Genomic DNA, 17,098 nt, shown 5'->3' on the forward strand with positions numbered 1-17,098 from the left:
TTTGTTTTTTTATTCATTTCCCTTAGGTTTGCAGACTTGCAATAAAACAGCTAAATATGAGTACAAAAATCAAGGTAACCAATCCTGTTGTTGAGCTTGATGGAGATGAGATGACAAGAATCATCTGGCAATTCATCAAAGATAAACTGATCTTACCCTATCTTGAACTGGACATTAAATATTATGACCTGGGCATAGAATATCGTGATGCCACTAATGACCAGGTTACTGTGGATGCAGCCAATGCAATTAAAGAATATGGCGTAGGTATTAAATGTGCCACCATTACTCCCGACGAAGCCAGGGTTAAAGAATTCAACCTCAAGCAGATGTGGAAAAGCCCGAATGGAACTATTCGCAATATCCTCGATGGTACGGTTTTCAGGGAACCTATTGTAATTAATAATATCCCAAGGCTTGTAACTAACTGGACCGCCCCCATAATTGTCGGCCGGCATGCTTTTGGTGACCAATATCGTGCTACAGATACTGTTATAAAGGGAAAGGGTAAACTGACCATGACATTTACCCCGGAAGACGGTAGTGCTCCCCAAGTCTTTGAGGTGTTTAATTTCAAAGGAGATGGCGTAGCGATGTCTATGTATAATACCGATGAAAGTATTATTGGATTTGCCAGGAGTTGTTTCAATATGGCACTTAGCAAAAAATGGCCTTTATACCTGTCCACAAAGAACACCATACTAAAGAAGTATGATGGCAGGTTTAAGGACATATTCCAGGACATATACGAGAAAGAGTTTAAGGGAAAATTTGAGGCGGCAGGAATCGTTTACGAGCACCGTCTCATTGATGACATGGTAGCCAGTGCCTTAAAATGGAATGGTAATTTTGTTTGGGCCTGTAAGAATTATGATGGAGATGTTCAGAGTGATACGGTTGCCCAGGGATTTGGATCTCTCGGCTTAATGACTTCCGTGTTAATTACTCCCGATGGTAAAACAATGGAGTCTGAAGCTGCCCACGGAACAGTAACAAGGCACTACCGTGATCACCAAGCTGGCAAGCCAACTTCAACAAATCCGATTGCCTCTATTTTTGCCTGGACCAGGGGATTAGCTTTCCGCGGTAAATTAGATGGCAATCAACCTCTTGTTGATTTCTGTAATGCGCTGGAAGCAGTTTGTATTGAAACTGTAGAAAGTGGAAAAATGACCAAGGATCTTGCTGTTTGTGTTCACGGAAATAAAGTGAGGCATGGCGAACATTTCCTGTACACACAGGAATTCCTTGATGCACTCGATGAAAACCTGAAAAAGAAAATGGGTTTATAAAAAATGGGGCCGCCTCAAACTTTTGAGGCGGCCGCTTTTTTATTTATTAGAAACAACTGGTTGTAAGGTTCTTCTATTATCGATTGGTTGTGACTGAGGCACCTGGCTTTTTTCCTGCTCCGCCCTTTTCAACTGCATTTGTTGTTGGCGTGCCGCTGCCCGCATCGTTTCAATTTTGCGCTCCAAAATCCTTTTATCGGGCATTGGTCTGTTGCTGGGCAATTTAGCTTGTTCCGCGGTACGGATTGATTGTGCTTTCAAGCCGCCCGAAACAATTACAAGGAAGGTCGAGGCAATTAAAATCTTAGTATATTTTTTCATTTTCAATGATTTTGGGATTATTTATTTTACGCTAACCAACACATTAATTTTTCCAATTCCATTACCGGAAAAATCCTGCAAGGCCTTACCCAATACCTGTCCAACCCTCACTTTATCCGGATCTGCTTTCATCGCAACTCCGGAAAGAGAAGAAGTAACCAACAAATCACCTCTCTTTATAGCACCACCTTCAAGGCAAACTTTAGTAGGGATAACACCTATTACACCCATTGGAACACCATTGTCCAGGGCACTATTTACTGCATCTTCTTCTGTAAGTAAGAGCCCGGGTTTGGTGGCATAAACACCTGCAACAAGAGTCGAATATGGTCCGGAAGATTTTACAACCTGGCGATCAGCATCAGTTGAAATTTCCAATACATCACCTGGCTCATAACCAGCTAAAGCACCCTGTACGCCAAAGAATTCAGCAACATCAGCACCATTGTTCTGGGTACCGCCATTAAAAAATGCCTTTCCGGTCCTATCAATCCTTGCTACATTGGATAAGCCCACCTTAAAAATTGCGAGGTTACCAGTTCCGGCTGCCTCAAGTCTTGCTACAAAAGCAGTTCCTGTGGTACCGCCATCTGTATTTGATTCAGCAAGCACACCAATACCTGAAGGTGAATTACCACGTACCCCGGCATAATTCCCATAGTTCGTACCTGCAATCGCACCCGCAATATCACTGATGGTTTGACCGGTTACACCTTCCCCACCCCCTACATGAACACCATACAAACCTGCCCCTGAAATATCGTTTGCAACACCAAATACACCAGTTCCTTTTATGCTGGAAGCACTTATAGCGTTATATTGTTCATTGGTTACCAATAAAGCATCACTTCCGTTTGCTGCATTGGTAATATCAAAGAATCCGGCAGTTCCACTGGTGCTTGAACCATAAACCCCATAAACATTTTCACTGAAACCACTAATTCCATATCCATTCACAGAATAGCCTGACACACCCGGTCCATTAACAGAAGTACCATTTACTCCGGTTCCGGAACCATTGTGCTTTCCCCAAACACCATATCCATTGGCAGTTGCTGCATTAATAACACCATAAACACCAATTGCACTTGCAGCAGGAGCAGCAGCAGTAATTCTTCCTGCAACTCCGGTAGCGCCTGCACCAGGTGAGCTATTTGAGCCAGCAAGTGCGGTACCAAAATCAGTATTGGTCAATCCGAACATATCACTGGTTGTTGCTATACTAGCGGTAAATGGAAAAGTGAGTCCGCCACCACCTGTATTATCAGCAGCTGGCGCCCATTGTGTACCATTGTATTTAAGAACCTGTCCGCTTGCTGGAACAGTAGCACTTAATGCCACACCATTTAATTTACCGATAACGGGGTTGGGATATGTTCCACTTAGATCCCCTCCGGCTGCGCCAGAAGGAGAAAATATGGTAGGTATAACACCAGGGGCCAGTTTTGCAGCAGTAATAGAGGCATCTGCTACTTTAGTAGTAGTGATGGCATTTGCAGCAATCGTTGGGTTAGGGTAAGTTCCGGTCAGGTCACCACCAGCTGCACCGCTAGCAGGTAAGCTGGTTGGGATAACACCCGGGGCCAGTTTAACCGCAGTAATAGAGGCGTCGGCTACTTTAGTGGTAGTAACTGCATTATCTGCAATTTTAGCATTGGTTACTGCAAGCGCATTCAGTTTTATTGTAGTTATTGCATTATCGGCAATTTTAGTCGTATTTACAGCATTTGCACCAATTGTCGGATTAGGGTAAGTCCCGGTCAGGTCACCACCTGCTGCACCGCTAGCCGGAAGACTGGTCGGAATAACGCCAGGAGCCAGTTTAGCCGCAGTAATAGAGGCGTCGGCTACTTTAGTAGTAGTGATCGCATTTGCACCAATTGTTGGATTAGGATAGGTACCTGTTAGGTCACCACCAGCGGTACCGTTAATTGGTAAGCTGGTTGGAATAACACCAGGAGCAAGCTTTGCCGCAGTAATAGAGGCATCAGCCACTTTGGTAGTAGTGATAGCATTATCGGCCACTTTAGCATTTGTAACTGCGTTAGCACCAATCGTTGGGTTAGGGTAAGTTCCGGTCAGGTCACCACCTGCAGCACCGCTTGCAGGTAAACTGGTTGGGATAACGCCCGGAGCCAGTTTAACCGCAGTAATAGAGGCGTCGGCTACTTTAGTGGTAGTAACTGCATTATCTGCAATTTTAGCATTGGTTACTGCAAGCGCATTCAGTTTTGTTGTAGTTATTGCATTATCGGCAATTTTAGTCGTATTTACAGCATTTGCACCAATCGACGGATTAGGGTAAGTCCCGGTCAGATCACCACCTGCTGCACCGCTAGCCGGAAGACTGGTCGGAATAACGCCAGGAGCCAGTTTAGCCGCAGTAATAGAGGCGTCGGCTACTTTGGTAGTAGTGATCGCATTTGCACTAATTGTTGGATTAGGATAGGTACCTGTTAGGTCACCACCTGCTGTTCCACTTACCGGAATAGAAGTTGGAATAACCCCGGGAGCAAGCTTCGCAGCTGTTATAGATGCGTCAGCCACTTTAGTGGTAGTAATCGCATTATCTGCAACTTTGGCATTAGTAACAGCAAGCCCATTCAATTTCGTGGTAGTAATTGAATTATCAGCAATTTCAGCTGTACTAACAGCATTTGCAGCAATAGTTGGATTTGGATAGGTTCCGGTAAGATCACCACCTGCAGTACCGCTAACAGGTAAAGAAGTCGGGATAACACCTGGAGCAAGTTTTGCCGCTGTAATAGCCCCATCTGCTACTTTAGTAGTGGTAATAGCATTAACCCCAATTGTCGGATTTGGAAATGTTCCGGTCAGGTCACCACCCGCTGTGCCACTAACCGGCAGACTGGTTGGGATAACACCAGGGGCTAATTTGGATGCAGTAATTGATCCATCAGCAATTTTTGCCGTAATAACTGCATTATCAGCCAGTTTTGAACTATTTACAGCATTTGCACCTATTGAGGGGTTTGGGTAGGTACCAATTAAATCCCCTCCAGCTGTTCCACTAACAGGCAAACTGGTGGGAATAACACCCGGAGCTAATTTGGCTGCGGTAATTGATGCATCAGCTACTTTTGAAGTAGTCACAGCATTATCAGCTAGTTTAGTATTATTCACTGCATTGTCTGCAATTTTTGAAGTATTAATAGCATTTCCAGCAATAATTGGATTCGGGTAAGTTCCGGAAAGATCTCCACCTGCCGTACCACTAATTGGGATTGATGTTGGAATTACTCCTGGCGCCAGCTTTGAAGCTGTAATTGCCCCGTCTTTGATAGTTGGATTAGGGAAATTACCACTTAAATCGCCACCAGCTTGTCCTACTGGTGAAGCAGATTCGGCCCTAAATGCGAACGGAACGCTGGTTAATGGCGAAGCACCTAAAAAACTGAATTGTGTGCCACCTTTAGGATCCATTTCAACTTCCAGGAACTTTGCAATTCCATTGGCCCAGTTTACCCCCGAAAGACTACCGGAAACAGCAGTTGCCCCATCACTACCAATGGCAGTTGCAAAAAGCCCAAACTGATTGGTTTGAACACTACGGGTTTCCTGATACATTACGGTGCCGGATGCACTGGACTCCCGTATTGTTAAACGAAGGGAGAGGGACTGATTGGCTAAAGCCGTCCCATAAGCGTTTCTGGCAATTCCCTGGTAATTAATTTGTTTTGGCACCTGTGCCATGAGAGAACTGCATAAAAACAGGCCTACCACAAATGGCATAACTTGTTTTATCATTGGATTTGGATTTAAGCGGGTTAATCGATCTTTAATATCTTGAATGAACCTTTTCTGACCACTGGCCCTTCTGTAGGCTCAAGCTCTACGTATAAAAAATATGTTCCAGTTGCTAATTTTGCCATATTGATAGACTGCGTGTAACCATATCCATAATAAGTAAAGCTGGTTTGGTAAAGGCGTTGCCCTTTTTCGCTGAACAACATGCACCTCACATAACCAACCTGACGGAGGGACAGTTGTAATTGAAGGATAGATTTAACTGGATTGGGCAATATTTTAATTTCACCAGGCGTAAAAGCAGGATCAGCAACAAAAACAACCTGTCGGCCAAGGTCGGGTTGAAGGAGGCCCTGTGTAACCAAAAGGGAATTATTGGGAGACGCCTTTGTATCAATCCTTGATAATTCCCCAATGCTCCAGTCAACAATGAGTTTGTCATTACCGAAACTCCCGCCGGCTGCATTTATGGTCCCACTATGGCTATCCTGGGCAGAAACTGCGCCGAATACCAAACAGCAGAATTGCAGGCATACTAGTGGCTTTTTCATCGATAAGAATTTCATAGGCTGAGTTACAATTATTTTTTAGGGGTAAGGACCATTTTTTGGGTAAATAATTTTTCACCCACCTGAACCTGAACCGGATAGATACCGCTGCTCCAATTTCCAAAGTCCTGGAAGCTTATAATATTGTTTCCGGTAATTAAGGATACCCTTCTCATTTCCAATAACGAACCAAGTGCATTAAAAATTTTAACAACACCTACCTGATTTTTTTCAGCCTGAATAATTATCTGCATTTTACTTGAAACAGGATTTGGGGAAATTATAAATCCTGTTAGTTGGGAAGAGGATCTATTAAGTAATAAAGGGGACGAATACCGGGTACTGCCATCTATCCTAACTATCTTAACCCGATAATATAACTGGTTCCCCTCCAATTGAGAAATATCATCATCTATTAAATAAGAGGAAAATCCTGAATTATTATTAGCATTCAATGTTTTAGAGATTTTATATGTTTTTCCATCTAAGCTCCTTTCAACGGTATAATACTTCACATTTTCATTGGAAGAAACCTCAAAATCAAGTTTTGCTACCTGCCCCTGGATATTGCCTTTCAAGTCAATCCTGTTTTGTGGTAATAATGCACAGGTAGGGTCTAGTTTAACCACCACCGTATCTGCCGCATATTGGTTGCATCCACTTAATAATTGTTGCCGGACAATATATGTACCTGGCGTATCTACTGTTATCTGGTAACCAAATGTATCACCCAATATTTTTCCGTCGGGTGTTACCCATGAATATGTTGAAGTTGGTAATGGGTTGGTTACGCTAATAGTACTGATCATATTATCCCCACAAATCATGGGAATGTCTGCTGCCGCATCTGCAGCTTTAAATTCAAAGAAATCGAAAGGCCCGACAAAATCTTTTAATTCAGCGGTAAAAGCAGAGGATGACCTGGATTTAACCAGTATCCTGCGGAATGGTAAACCACAGGGATCACCACCTAAAAGGGAAATGGGGTCTAAACCCAGTGTACCCATATTCACAGAGAATTCCAAAAACTGGTTGGGATCGTATGTTGTTTGTACTGAATTATCTGCCCTAACCAGCTGGAATGGTCCAGACCAGGTGGCAGTACTATTTTGGAGACCAGTATAAAAGAATTGGTTTGTTTTAGGTACAATACTGGCGTAACCAAAAGTCGAACTGGAAGTAGCTCCATCAAAAGTACCGGCCCAGTCAAAGTTTGGCGAATTAATTAATAAAGCACTTTTATTTACCCAGATTCTGGCCACGAGGTCTTGCAGACCGCTTCCCCCAAAATTGGCGGAAAAAATAACATCACCGGGCTTTGTAACGGCACCAGTCACCGGGTCAAACTGCCAGCTTGTATGTCCTGCATCGGGACCATAACCTGTAAAAGAAAGTGTAGAACGGTTATAGAATATATCAGTTTGATATAATTCAAAATCAAAATAACGGTTTCCGGCAGTAGCATCCAGCGAAATTCCTCCTATAAACCACAGGGAATCCTGAAGTCTCGGTAATGATCCTGCTCTCCTTACATGTACAAACATGTCGAGGAGGTCATTTTTATCAGGAACATTTTGGGATGCTGCGCCACTCCAGCTCTGCGGACTGTCCCCATTTTTATTAGACATTGCAAAAGTTGTGGAGTCTATACCATGGTAATCCCTGATATAAACCGCATCAATGAGCATTCTTCCATCCAGTATTGTAAACGGATCATACTTTAAAACCCTGAAAAAAGGCAGTTTCCTGAAGTTAAGATCTGTAACATACCTGGCTGTAATGGCAGCTGCGCCTGTCGTATCTATCATAAAACGGGGGGGGCCGGAAATTGTATTGGCAAACCAATCATGGGAAGTTGCCGCGGGCTGGGGAAGCAGTCCAAGAAAACTAGCCCTTACTTCTCCGTCAACCCCAAAATTGGCTTTATTTGTTGGTGAAGTAATCTGGCTTATTGCATTTGGCAATCCAAATAAACTTAATATAATAATGATTATAAGCTTCTTCATAAGGATTAATTAAAATTAAAAAACTACTAAATTGTCTTTAGTAATAAATCATTCTATTAACCACAATGAATTGACTTGTAATTGCTTAGAGAAGAGGTGGCAAATCGATTAAATAATTCGCCTGTAATAGGTATAAGTAAATCTGTTTTCATAAGGATTTATTTTGCGTTGGATCAGGATATCTTTAATAACAACGACTAAATAAGTGGAAATATTCTTTGAAAACTAATTATTTACCATGATTTTTTGAGGATTAGTATATTTTCAAAATAACCCTCGTAAAGCTTCGAATAAATTGCATAAATTACCCATATACCCTAACAAAAAAATAGTCGATACTTAAGTATCGACTATTTTTTTACAAGCTGGTAGAAATGCCATCCTGCGAACAGGACGGCATCTAACATTTGCTTGCCATATGAAAAATTTTACTTTTTCGGTGCTTCAACCTGGGCTTTTACAGTATCAACAGCAGCCTTTGCAGTTGAATCGATAGTTGCTTTTGCACTGTCAACAGTAGCAGTAACAGCAGAATCAACTGCAGCTACAGTAGAATCAGCAGTAGCTTCAGTAGTTTCAGCAGCATTGTTACAAGCTGCGAATGCGCCAATAACCAGAACAAAAAGGAGCTTTTTCATTTGATCTCTTTTAAATTTTTTGAATGAATGATTTGGTATTTATACTATAATCAGAAAAAGGTAACCCTCACATTAATTTATTTTTTTGCCGGGCTTTCCGGGTTACTATTTGTTATTTTGGGTATTAAATAAAGCAGCGTGACGACAGATCCATTTGAAAAAACATTGCTGAAAGGATTGGCAGAGAATGACCGGAGGGCAACTGAAACCATATACAAAGACAATTATCCTATGGTTCAATCGCTGATTATTAATAACAATGGAAGTGTAGATGACGCCAGAGATATTTTCCAGGAAGCGATGCTCGTTTTGTATGAAAAAGCAAAGTCAGAAAAATTCGAACTGAGCTGCCAAATAAAAACATATTTATATTCTGTATCCAGAAGACTGTGGCTCAAGCGTTTACAACAATTACAGAAGTATTCATCTGAAGTAGAGGGCTTTGCTGAAGTTGTTCCAGTTGAGGACGAACTGGAATTACATGAAATGAAAAATATGGAATTCCAGGTAATGGAAAAAGCAATGATGGGATTAGGTGAACCCTGCAGAAGTTTATTGGAAGCCTATTATTTGCAGAAAAGAAGCATGATTGAAATAGCTGGTAATTTTGGCTATACTAATGCAGATAATGCGAAGAACCAGAAGTATAAATGCCTGACCCGATTGAAAAAACTGTTTTTTGCTCAATATAAAAACCAGGTAATATGAACGACGATGTACAAATTTTGGAAGCTGTGGAAAGATATATCCTGGGTGAAATGAATATTCAGGAAAAGGAATATTTTGAGCAATTGCGCAGAACAAACCCGGAAATCGACCAACTTGTTGTTGAGCATGCTATTTTTTTACAGCAGCTAACGCATTTCGGCGAAAGGAAGTCTATTAAGGGTTTATTACACGAAACCCATAACCATCTTATAAATACTGGCGAGATCAAAGATGTAATGCCTAAAATCCGGGTTTTACAACAGGTAAATAAGTATAAAAAGGTTTTTGCTATGGCAGCGTCAATTGCCGGACTAACTGCTTTGGCGATCAGTGGCCTTGTTGCTTTCCTGAGTCCGAAAAGCAGTCCTCATGAAATTGCTCTGCTTAAAAAAGAGATCAATGCAGTAAAAATATCCCAAAAACAAACCCAAAAGGAAATTAGTTCGTTTAAATCAATACCTAGTAAGCCAGATGCACCTGGTAAATTTGGTGGAACCGGATTTTTAATTGACGGTAAAGGTTATCTCGTAACATCAGCCCATGTAATTTCAAAAGCCGATTCCATTTATATTATTAATAATAAAGGAGAATATTTTAAGGCAAAGACAATGCTTGTCAACGATAATACCGATATCGCCATACTCAAAATTGACGACAACCGCTTTGTTCCTGTTGACCATTTACCATACGGCATCCGTAATGGAAAGGCTGAACTGGGGGAGCAAATATTTACGCTTGGATTCCCTCGTACAGAAATTGTGTACAATGAAGGTTATCTTAGTGCTAAAACGGGATTTGATGGTGATACAATTACGTACCAGATTGCAATTTCAGCAAATCCAGGTAACTCAGGTGGTCCAATCTTTAACCATGCAGGAGAAGTAATTGGTGTTTTAAGCGGAAAACAACTGACTGCAGAAGGCGTTGTATTCAGTAGCCAGAGTAAAAATATCTTCGCCGCCCTCGATTCTTTAAAAGTTGATAGTTCGCTATACAGCCTCAAAGTGCCTACCCGTTCCAGTGTAAAAGGCATTGATCGTGTACAGCAAATTAAAAAGATTGAAGATTGTATTTACAACGTGATGACTTACTAAGTATTAGGCAGCATTAAATACTGCCTAATACTTAATGTTCATCATTTTCCTATGAAACCCATAGGTTTTGTGGATACTCACCCTTTTCAACCAGTGCATCTAGGCTTGCCTGCACACTTGGAGCGTCTTCCTTATAAGTCACACCAAACCAGTTTGATGATGTAGGTATAACCGGTATTACACCCAAGCCTGATTTAGTAAATTTGTCTGCGACAATCGGTATAAAAAACTCGGATTTGGGGTTATTTGCATTTTCCTTCAAAAAAGCATCAAACATTTCCTGGCTAACCGCAAAAACCGAAGGATGAAAACACCAGAAATTCATGGATACACTTGATTTTAACGGCAATACCTTGGGCTCCAGGTTGTCATCGCACTGGATTTGTCCATCCTTTAATGAAATATTCAGCCTTTCTGCTATGGATTCAAGATTTCCTTTACTGTCCACCTGGCAAACCCCTCTGTTTACGGTTCCATGCTCAGAAAGTGTTTTTAATAATTCATATCCAATGATCGCATAGGTTTTTTCATTACAATCTCGAACTAGGAACCTATAAGCCTGCTCAAAAGCATCCCGACCATAAAAATCGTCTGCATTGATTACGGCGAATGGTTCATTCACTGCAGTTTTTGCACAGAGTACTGCATGGGCTGTTCCCCAGGGCTTAGTTCGGTCTGCAGGAACTGGGGCACCATTTAAGAATGCATTCAGGTCCTGAAACACATAATCAACCCTTACCCTGCCCTGCAATTTTTCCCCAAAAATTTCCCTGAAGTCCTGCTCAAATTCCTTTCTGATAATAAATACTACTTTTCCAAAGCCGGCACGGATAGCATCATAAATTGAATATTCCATGATTGTTTCTCCACTCGGTCCAAATGATTGGATCTGCTTAAGACTCCCATACCGGGAAGCCATTCCCGCAGCCAGTATCACAAGTGTTGGTTGCATTCTTCTATTTTTGTTTAAAACACGAATATAAATATTCCGATATGAATTTACCGGTAACAAACAATATGGCAACAATGCAACCGGTTGAGTTTTTCCGGAAACAACGGATACAGGTTGATTTATTGCGGCTGGATAAAATCCATACGGTTATTTCCGGTAATAAATGGTATAAGCTAAAGGAATGGTTGAAAATAGCTATAGAGCAAAGAAAAGAAGGGGTATTTACAGCAGGCGGAGCATATTCTAACCATATTGTTGCAACCGCATGTGCAGCCCAATACGCCGGATTGAAAAGTGCCGCGATAATCCGGGGAGAACAGGGAGAAAAACAAAGCAAAACTCTGGCTGATGCACGTTCTTATGGAATGGAATTGCACTTTTTCTCAAGGAAAGATTATGGCTTGTTGAAAACCGGTTTGGAAAATTCCGGACTTATACCTGCTAACTGGCTGGCAATCCCGGAAGGAGGACAAGGGCAGCCCGGCGTTTTGGGTGCTTCTTCAATTCTTGATATTGTGCCCTCATTGCATGACTACAGCCATATTATTTGTGCAGTTGGAACAGGCACAATGCTTGCTGGCCTTACAAATGCAGCATTTGGGCATCAAAAATTAATAGGCATCAGCAGTTTAAAAGGGGATGACAACCTCACTAGTGAAATTAAAAAATGGCAAAACGAAAATGCAGCCCCTTTTAGCCTGCTTTATGATTATCATTTTGGCGGTTACGCTAAACACCCCCCCTCCCTTCTCAATTTCATGAACGAACTGTACCGCATAACCGAAATACCCACTGATATTGTTTATACCGGTAAAATGCTGTTCGGCCTTCAAGACCTGGTTAAAAAGGGCCATTTTCAGGATTCCGACAAAGTATTAGCCATTCATAGTGGTGGGCTTCAGGGTAACCGTTCGTTAAATTCCGGCCAATTGATTTTTTTATAAGGGATTAAAATTGCCCTACCTTATATTTGCCGCGATGGCAAGTATAAACTGCAAAACTCGAATATTTGTAACTGTACTTATTGTATTATTCTTAGATTTCAATGCTCATGGACAGGATACTTTACCTTCTTTTTCAGCAGTAATCAGGTCGGGCAATAAAGTATTGATCAGCTGGACCAATCTTTTTGGCAATAAAACCAAACAATTAAGTATACAGCGTTCCCGGGATAGCCTGCGCCAGTTTAAAACTATAGTTTCCATTCCGGATCCAACTGTTTTATTAAATGGATATGTTGATAATAAATCAACTGATAGCAATTATTACTACAGGTTGTATATTTTATTAGATAGCGGACGATATTTATTTAGTCCATCGAGGAAACCTACAAAATACATACCTCCGACGCCCAAAAAACAAATTGACAACCCTGATCCTTCCAATAAAAACAAATCAAATTATCCGGATGCGGGAGTCGTTCCACCACGTCCTGTGCTAACTGAAGTAGACCTTCCCAATAAAGCAAAGGGGCAAATGAAAGAACCTGAAAAAACTTACACTATCAAAAAGGGCAGCCTGATTGTTGACAATTTAAAGGAATCTGAACTTAAACGTTTCAGGGATTCTGTTTCCCTAAAAACCAAGGACACGATTTCGAGCATTTCGAAGGATACAATATTTATTAAACCATTTATTCCCAAAGATGTATACAAATTATCTAAATATATCTTCCCCGATAAAACAGGTTTGCTGCATATAGAACTTCCTGATGCACAAAAAAGGAAATATCAAATCAGGTTTTTCGATGAAAACAAAACTTTCTTATTTGAGGTGAAAAACATCAGAGACCCGGTATTATTGCTTGACAAAGCAAATTTTGAACATGCCGGCTGGTTTCTTTTTGAATTATATGATGACTATACGCTGATTGAAAAGAACCGTTTTTTTATTGGCAAGGATTTCTAAACCTGGACCTAAAGGTCTTGTACAAGTTTAACAGCGAAAACATCCTCGAAATTTTTTTTAACACTGTCTTTTACAAGGTTAAAAGGAATTAATCCGCCCAATTCTTTCTCCATTGAGGTAACCGATTTTTGTTGTATACCACAGGGTATTATATGGTCAAAAAAAGAAAGGTCCGTATTTACATTCAGGGCAAAACCGTGCATGGTGACCCAACGGCTGCAACGTACGCCCATAGCGCATATCTTCCTTTCTTTACCTGGCAGGTTCGCATCAAGCCAAACCCCCGTTTCCCCTGGTGACCGTTCACCTTTTAAGCCAAAATCGTTTAGGGTCTGGATAATAACTTCCTCGAGGCTCCGCAGGTAACGGCCAATATCGGTATAGAATTTTTCCAGGTCCAGTATAGGGTAACCAACCAATTGTTGCGGCCCATGGAAAGTAATATCACCGCCCCGGTTTATTTTAAAAAATTCAATACCCCGCTGGATTCTAGTATCCTCATCAATCAGCACATGCTCCATCTTGCCACTTTTACCAAGCGTATACACAGGCAGGTGCTCTACAAAAAGCAAATGGTGGATAGTATCCTCGCCCGACTCCTGCCTTTCAGCCTTTTTTCTGAGGTTTTCCTGCAACAAGACCTCCTGAAGGTCCCAGGCCGATTGATAATTCATTATTCCCAGGTCATTGAACATTACTTGCTGCATCCGGCAAAATTAGCGGAAGGCTGGCTACAGTTGCCTATTTTTGTCAAAATTTCTTAGCCCATGCTCATTGATCCTGTTGCAGAAGAACTTGAAGACCAGGTAGATTCAACAGAAGAACTTTACGAACAGCATACCCTTACAATCGATGCAGGCCAGGAACCCATCCGTATTGATAAGTTCCTTGTTGCAAGAATTGAATATGCAACCAGGAATAAAGTACAGAAAGGCATTGAAGCAGGGAGGGTTACGGTAAATGGGAAACCGACCCAATCAAATTACAAAATCAAGGCTGGAGATGAAATTGTTGTTTATTCACACCGCGAAAAGAAAGGGGAACATATTGTTCCTGAACAAATGCCCCTTAATATTCATTATGAGGATAATGATATCCTGATTATTAATAAACCAGCCGGACTTGTTGTGCACCCCGCATCGGGAAACCCCGGTGGGACGTTAATTAATGGCATAGCCTGGTATCTTCAACAACAAAATAAAGAAATTACAGAAGAAAACCTGCCAAGGTTTGGGATGGTACACCGGATCGATAAAAATACAAGCGGTTTAATGGTACTGGCTAAAACTGACCGGGCAGTGACTTCCTTAGCCAGGCAGTTTTTTGACCATACTGTCTACCGGCGTTATATCGCCCTGGTTTGGGGTGACCTTGCGGAAGAGGAAGGAACGGTGATTGCCCATATTGGCCGCCATAAAAGATTTAGAAAACTTTTTGACGCCTATCCGGAAGGTGAATATGGTAAGGATGCAATTACCCATTATAAGGTACTTGAGAGATTTGGATATGTAACCCTGGTTGAATGCCGTTTAGAAACCGGCCGCACCCACCAGATAAGGGTCCATATGCAACATATTGGCCACCCTTTATTCAATGATGATTTTTATGGCGGGGACAGGATTGTAAAAGGCACTGTTTATACTAAATACAGGCAATTTATTGACAACTGCTTCAGTATTTGCCCAAGGCATGCATTACATGCAAAAAATATTGGTTTCAAACATCCGGGAACTGGGGAGCAGGTTTTTTTTGAGAGTGAATTGGCAAAAGATATGGAAGAGCTGATTGAAAAATGGCGGAATTATGTAAAGTTCAAAGGGAAAAATATGGAAGATTAAGTTTTACTGTTTTCTTCCCTTTTATTTTTTTGCATTAAAGATTGTAGCGGTAAATACCCCCCGCTCCCTTTTTTTAAATGCCAGTTTCCAGTTGCCCGTATACCGGATTAAAGAAGGCAGCCAGATATCTTCCAATGGGCTAATCTCCACTTCCATCTGAACATCAAAATCATAAACCGCGGCATCATAACTGAGGTCATACCTGCGTGCAACAATACTCATTTTTTGCTGGTCAAACCAGGTGGTTATGCTATTAAAAACAACTTTATCCTTCTCAAAACCTGAAAGGTCTTTTTTCGCTGAAATGGTAAATACATAGCAGTTTTGCCCGTGATATGGCTGGATATCTAATTCGAAGTCATAATATGAAGAATTGGGTTCTTCATATATATTGATTTTATCACCGATAAATGGTATACCCGGAATACGCCGCCCTGGATTAAAGAACATCATTTTTAGCTGCTCCTTGTGTTTTTCCAGTCCGTGCTTATCATGCAGACTCAATTCAGATGCTTTTACAGAAGTGTTTTCCCCGCAAACCTCCCCCTGGGTGAAAAATAAAGCGGCATACATTTCGGCGGTATAATAATTCCAATCGCCACCAGGTGTTTTTATATCACCACTGCTTTGTTCTTCCAATACAGCCATTCTGCGGCAGCCATTGCTAAAGTCCTGCTGTGTCTTACTTTGTAGGGATGCCTTTAATTCACCTTTCTTATCGAGCATCCTTACATCATTAAGTGCAGTATAACTTATTTCATGTAAATTTTTGAAAGCCCGGTAAAAACTGGTATCAAGCTGGATGCGGCGAATAAAGGAAGGAACGTCCATATTACTGCGTACTACCACTTCCTTAAGTGTAATCACTTTCTGGTTTATAATTACCATTGAATCCTGCGCACTGATTTGCAGGGCAGCCAGGCAACATAAAAAAATGCTTATTGCAATAGTTTTCACTTATTTGGCGAACATCATGCGGTAATCAACCCTTACTTTCCCTTTGGAAATATCATCAAGCTTGCCTTTAAGTAATTTTCGCTTTAAGGGCTTAATATGGTCAATAAAAAGCTTTCCTTCCAGGTGGTCATATTCATGCAGAATAACCCTTGCCGTTATTCCATTAAAAGTTCTAGACTGAGGCTGGAAATTTTCATCAAAATATTCAATAGTCACTTCCTCAGGCCGTAATACATCTTCCCTGATTTTGGGTATGCTAAGGCAGCCTTCATTGTAAGGCCAGTCTTCTCCAGTCAATTCTTTAATATGAGCATTTATAAAAACAGACTTAATGCCTTCGTCGTCAGGGTATTCTTTCTTTTCATCTGGTTCAAGGTTATCAAAAATCTGGGCACTATCCACGACAAAAAGCCTGATATCCCGGTTAACCTGGGGAGCTGCGAGCCCAACACCATTACTATAATACATTGTTTCCCACATATCCAGAATGAGTTGGTCCAGGGCCGGGAATTCGGGGGTAATATCTTTAGCTACTGTTCTTAAAACCGGATGACCATATGCAACAATGGGTAAAATCATGCTTCTCTCATTTTTCAAGGTGCGAAGGTAAGAAAAGAAGGAAGACAGTCCTTGGGTTGTGGCTTATAGATTGGTTAAAAGCTTCTGCCGAGGTATTCCTGCAGCATAATTGTTGCAGCGATTTCGTCAACCAGTGCCTTGTTCCGGCGGTCTTTTTTTTTCATGCCGCTTTCCAGCATGCTTTGTTTGGCCATTTTAGAGGTATATCGTTCATCTACTTTAAGGATAGGCTTATCGGGGAAGTTCTTTTTAAGGCTTTTAATACAGGCTTCAACAAGCGGGGTAGCATGGGTATCTGAATCATCCCAGTTTTTGGGTTCACCGATGATGATAAGTTCTACAACTTCCTGCTGAAAATAGTTCTTCAGGAAAGCAATGAGTTCACCTGATGGTACCGTAGTAAGTCCGCTTGCGATAATCTGGAAGGGATCAGTAACTGCCAGTCCGGTCCTTTTACCACCATAATCAATTGCTAATATCCTGGCCATT

Annotated in this window: 16 protein-coding genes; 6 read left to right on the plus strand and 10 right to left on the minus strand. The window is 41.3% G+C overall.

Annotation, left to right across the window (positions count from 1 at the left end; all coding sequences use genetic code 11):
• The first annotated feature begins 56 nt into the window (after positions 1-56).
• A complete protein-coding gene (locus LAQ65_RS05305; protein WP_224115902.1) occupies positions 57-1,292 on the plus strand; it encodes an isocitrate dehydrogenase (NADP(+)) in 1,236 nt (411 codons plus the stop codon).
• 39 nt (positions 1,293-1,331) lie between these two features.
• Here LAQ65_RS05305 and LAQ65_RS05310 read toward each other — a convergent pair whose 3' ends face one another.
• From LAQ65_RS05310 to LAQ65_RS05330, 5 genes are all read right to left on the minus strand, one after another.
• Complete coding sequence (locus LAQ65_RS05310; protein ID WP_224115903.1) at positions 1,332-1,613, minus strand: hypothetical protein; 282 nt, start codon at positions 1,611-1,613, stop codon at positions 1,332-1,334.
• A 21-nt stretch (positions 1,614-1,634) separates the two neighbouring features.
• A complete protein-coding gene (locus LAQ65_RS05315) occupies positions 1,635-5,381 on the minus strand; it encodes a beta strand repeat-containing protein (protein WP_224115904.1) in 3,747 nt (1,248 codons plus the stop codon).
• 20 nt (positions 5,382-5,401) lie between these two features.
• Positions 5,402-5,932, minus strand: a complete 531-nt coding sequence (locus LAQ65_RS05320) for a T9SS type A sorting domain-containing protein (RefSeq protein WP_224115905.1) — start codon at positions 5,930-5,932, stop codon at positions 5,402-5,404.
• A 29-nt stretch (positions 5,933-5,961) separates the two neighbouring features.
• The gene (locus tag LAQ65_RS05325) at positions 5,962-7,935 is read right to left on the minus strand and encodes a T9SS type A sorting domain-containing protein (RefSeq protein ID WP_224115906.1); all 1,974 of its coding nucleotides are present in this window, start codon (positions 7,933-7,935) and stop codon (positions 5,962-5,964) included.
• Between the two features lie 428 nt (positions 7,936-8,363).
• The gene (locus tag LAQ65_RS05330; RefSeq protein WP_224115907.1) at positions 8,364-8,573 is read right to left on the minus strand and encodes a hypothetical protein; all 210 of its coding nucleotides are present in this window, start codon (positions 8,571-8,573) and stop codon (positions 8,364-8,366) included.
• A 138-nt stretch (positions 8,574-8,711) separates the two neighbouring features.
• Between LAQ65_RS05330 and LAQ65_RS05335 the strand changes: the two genes are divergently transcribed.
• Entirely contained in the window at positions 8,712-9,281 is a 570-nt protein-coding gene (locus LAQ65_RS05335; RefSeq protein ID WP_224115908.1) for an RNA polymerase sigma factor, read from the plus strand.
• Positions 9,278-10,375: a S1 family peptidase gene (locus LAQ65_RS05340; RefSeq protein ID WP_224115909.1), complete on the plus strand. Its 1,098-nt coding sequence runs from the start codon at positions 9,278-9,280 to the stop codon at positions 10,373-10,375. Before LAQ65_RS05335 ends, LAQ65_RS05340 begins: the two co-directional genes overlap by 4 nt.
• A gap of 49 nt (positions 10,376-10,424) precedes the next feature.
• Here the strand turns inward: LAQ65_RS05340 and LAQ65_RS05345 are convergent, their stop codons facing one another.
• Positions 10,425-11,327, minus strand: a complete 903-nt coding sequence (locus tag LAQ65_RS05345; protein WP_224115910.1) for a nucleotidyltransferase family protein — start codon at positions 11,325-11,327, stop codon at positions 10,425-10,427.
• A gap of 41 nt (positions 11,328-11,368) precedes the next feature.
• Between LAQ65_RS05345 and LAQ65_RS05350 the strand changes: the two genes are divergently transcribed.
• Positions 11,369-12,271, plus strand: a complete 903-nt coding sequence (locus LAQ65_RS05350; protein ID WP_224115911.1) for a 1-aminocyclopropane-1-carboxylate deaminase/D-cysteine desulfhydrase — start codon at positions 11,369-11,371, stop codon at positions 12,269-12,271.
• 34 nt (positions 12,272-12,305) lie between these two features.
• Entirely contained in the window at positions 12,306-13,235 is a 930-nt protein-coding gene (locus tag LAQ65_RS05355) for a hypothetical protein (protein ID WP_224115912.1), read from the plus strand.
• Between the two features lie 8 nt (positions 13,236-13,243).
• Here LAQ65_RS05355 and lipB read toward each other — a convergent pair whose 3' ends face one another.
• Complete coding sequence (gene lipB, locus LAQ65_RS05360; RefSeq protein ID WP_224115913.1) at positions 13,244-13,942, minus strand: lipoyl(octanoyl) transferase LipB; 699 nt, start codon at positions 13,940-13,942, stop codon at positions 13,244-13,246.
• 60 nt (positions 13,943-14,002) lie between these two features.
• Between lipB and LAQ65_RS05365 the strand changes: the two genes are divergently transcribed.
• Complete coding sequence (locus LAQ65_RS05365; protein ID WP_224115914.1) at positions 14,003-15,073, plus strand: RluA family pseudouridine synthase; 1,071 nt, start codon at positions 14,003-14,005, stop codon at positions 15,071-15,073.
• A gap of 21 nt (positions 15,074-15,094) precedes the next feature.
• Here LAQ65_RS05365 and LAQ65_RS05370 read toward each other — a convergent pair whose 3' ends face one another.
• The 3 genes from LAQ65_RS05370 to ruvX all read right to left on the minus strand — a co-directional run bounded on the left by LAQ65_RS05370 (position 15,095) and on the right by ruvX (position 17,097).
• Positions 15,095-16,030, minus strand: coding sequence for a hypothetical protein (locus LAQ65_RS05370; protein ID WP_224115915.1), 936 nt, complete (start codon positions 16,028-16,030; stop codon positions 15,095-15,097).
• Positions 16,031-16,609, minus strand: coding sequence for a peptide deformylase (gene def / locus LAQ65_RS05375; RefSeq protein WP_224115916.1), 579 nt, complete (start codon positions 16,607-16,609; stop codon positions 16,031-16,033).
• Positions 16,610-16,683: 74 nt separating this feature from the next.
• A complete protein-coding gene (gene ruvX, locus LAQ65_RS05380) occupies positions 16,684-17,097 on the minus strand; it encodes a Holliday junction resolvase RuvX (protein WP_224115917.1) in 414 nt (137 codons plus the stop codon).
• Position 17,098: the final 1 nt, after the last annotated feature.

Origin of the sequence: Flavihumibacter profundi, from assembly GCF_020076305.1 — a bacterium.
In the GTDB taxonomy this organism is placed as follows: domain Bacteria; phylum Bacteroidota; class Bacteroidia; order Chitinophagales; family Chitinophagaceae; genus Flavihumibacter; species Flavihumibacter profundi.

What these genes read in the sequence shown, in the direction of transcription:
- LAQ65_RS05305 (WP_224115902.1), top strand. Translation starts at nt 57, where the DNA reads ATGAGTACAAAAATCAAGGTAACCAATCCTGTTGTTGAGCTTGATGGA.
- LAQ65_RS05310 (WP_224115903.1), bottom strand. Translation starts at nt 1,613, where the DNA reads ATGAAAAAATATACTAAGATTTTAATTGCCTCGACCTTCCTTGTAATT.
- LAQ65_RS05315 (WP_224115904.1), bottom strand. Translation starts at nt 5,381, where the DNA reads ATGATAAAACAAGTTATGCCATTTGTGGTAGGCCTGTTTTTATGCAGT.
- LAQ65_RS05320 (WP_224115905.1), bottom strand. Translation starts at nt 5,932, where the DNA reads ATGAAAAAGCCACTAGTATGCCTGCAATTCTGCTGTTTGGTATTCGGC.
- LAQ65_RS05325 (WP_224115906.1), bottom strand. Translation starts at nt 7,935, where the DNA reads ATGAAGAAGCTTATAATCATTATTATATTAAGTTTATTTGGATTGCCA.
- LAQ65_RS05330 (WP_224115907.1), bottom strand. Translation starts at nt 8,573, where the DNA reads ATGAAAAAGCTCCTTTTTGTTCTGGTTATTGGCGCATTCGCAGCTTGT.
- LAQ65_RS05340 (WP_224115909.1), top strand. Translation starts at nt 9,278, where the DNA reads ATGAACGACGATGTACAAATTTTGGAAGCTGTGGAAAGATATATCCTG.
- LAQ65_RS05345 (WP_224115910.1), bottom strand. Translation starts at nt 11,327, where the DNA reads ATGCAACCAACACTTGTGATACTGGCTGCGGGAATGGCTTCCCGGTAT.
- LAQ65_RS05350 (WP_224115911.1), top strand. Translation starts at nt 11,369, where the DNA reads ATGAATTTACCGGTAACAAACAATATGGCAACAATGCAACCGGTTGAG.
- LAQ65_RS05355 (WP_224115912.1), top strand. Translation starts at nt 12,306, where the DNA reads ATGGCAAGTATAAACTGCAAAACTCGAATATTTGTAACTGTACTTATT.
- lipB (WP_224115913.1), bottom strand. Translation starts at nt 13,942, where the DNA reads ATGCAGCAAGTAATGTTCAATGACCTGGGAATAATGAATTATCAATCG.
- LAQ65_RS05365 (WP_224115914.1), top strand. Translation starts at nt 14,003, where the DNA reads ATGCTCATTGATCCTGTTGCAGAAGAACTTGAAGACCAGGTAGATTCA.
- def (WP_224115916.1), bottom strand. Translation starts at nt 16,609, where the DNA reads ATGATTTTACCCATTGTTGCATATGGTCATCCGGTTTTAAGAACAGTA.
- ruvX (WP_224115917.1), bottom strand. Translation starts at nt 17,097, where the DNA reads ATGGCCAGGATATTAGCAATTGATTATGGTGGTAAAAGGACCGGACTG.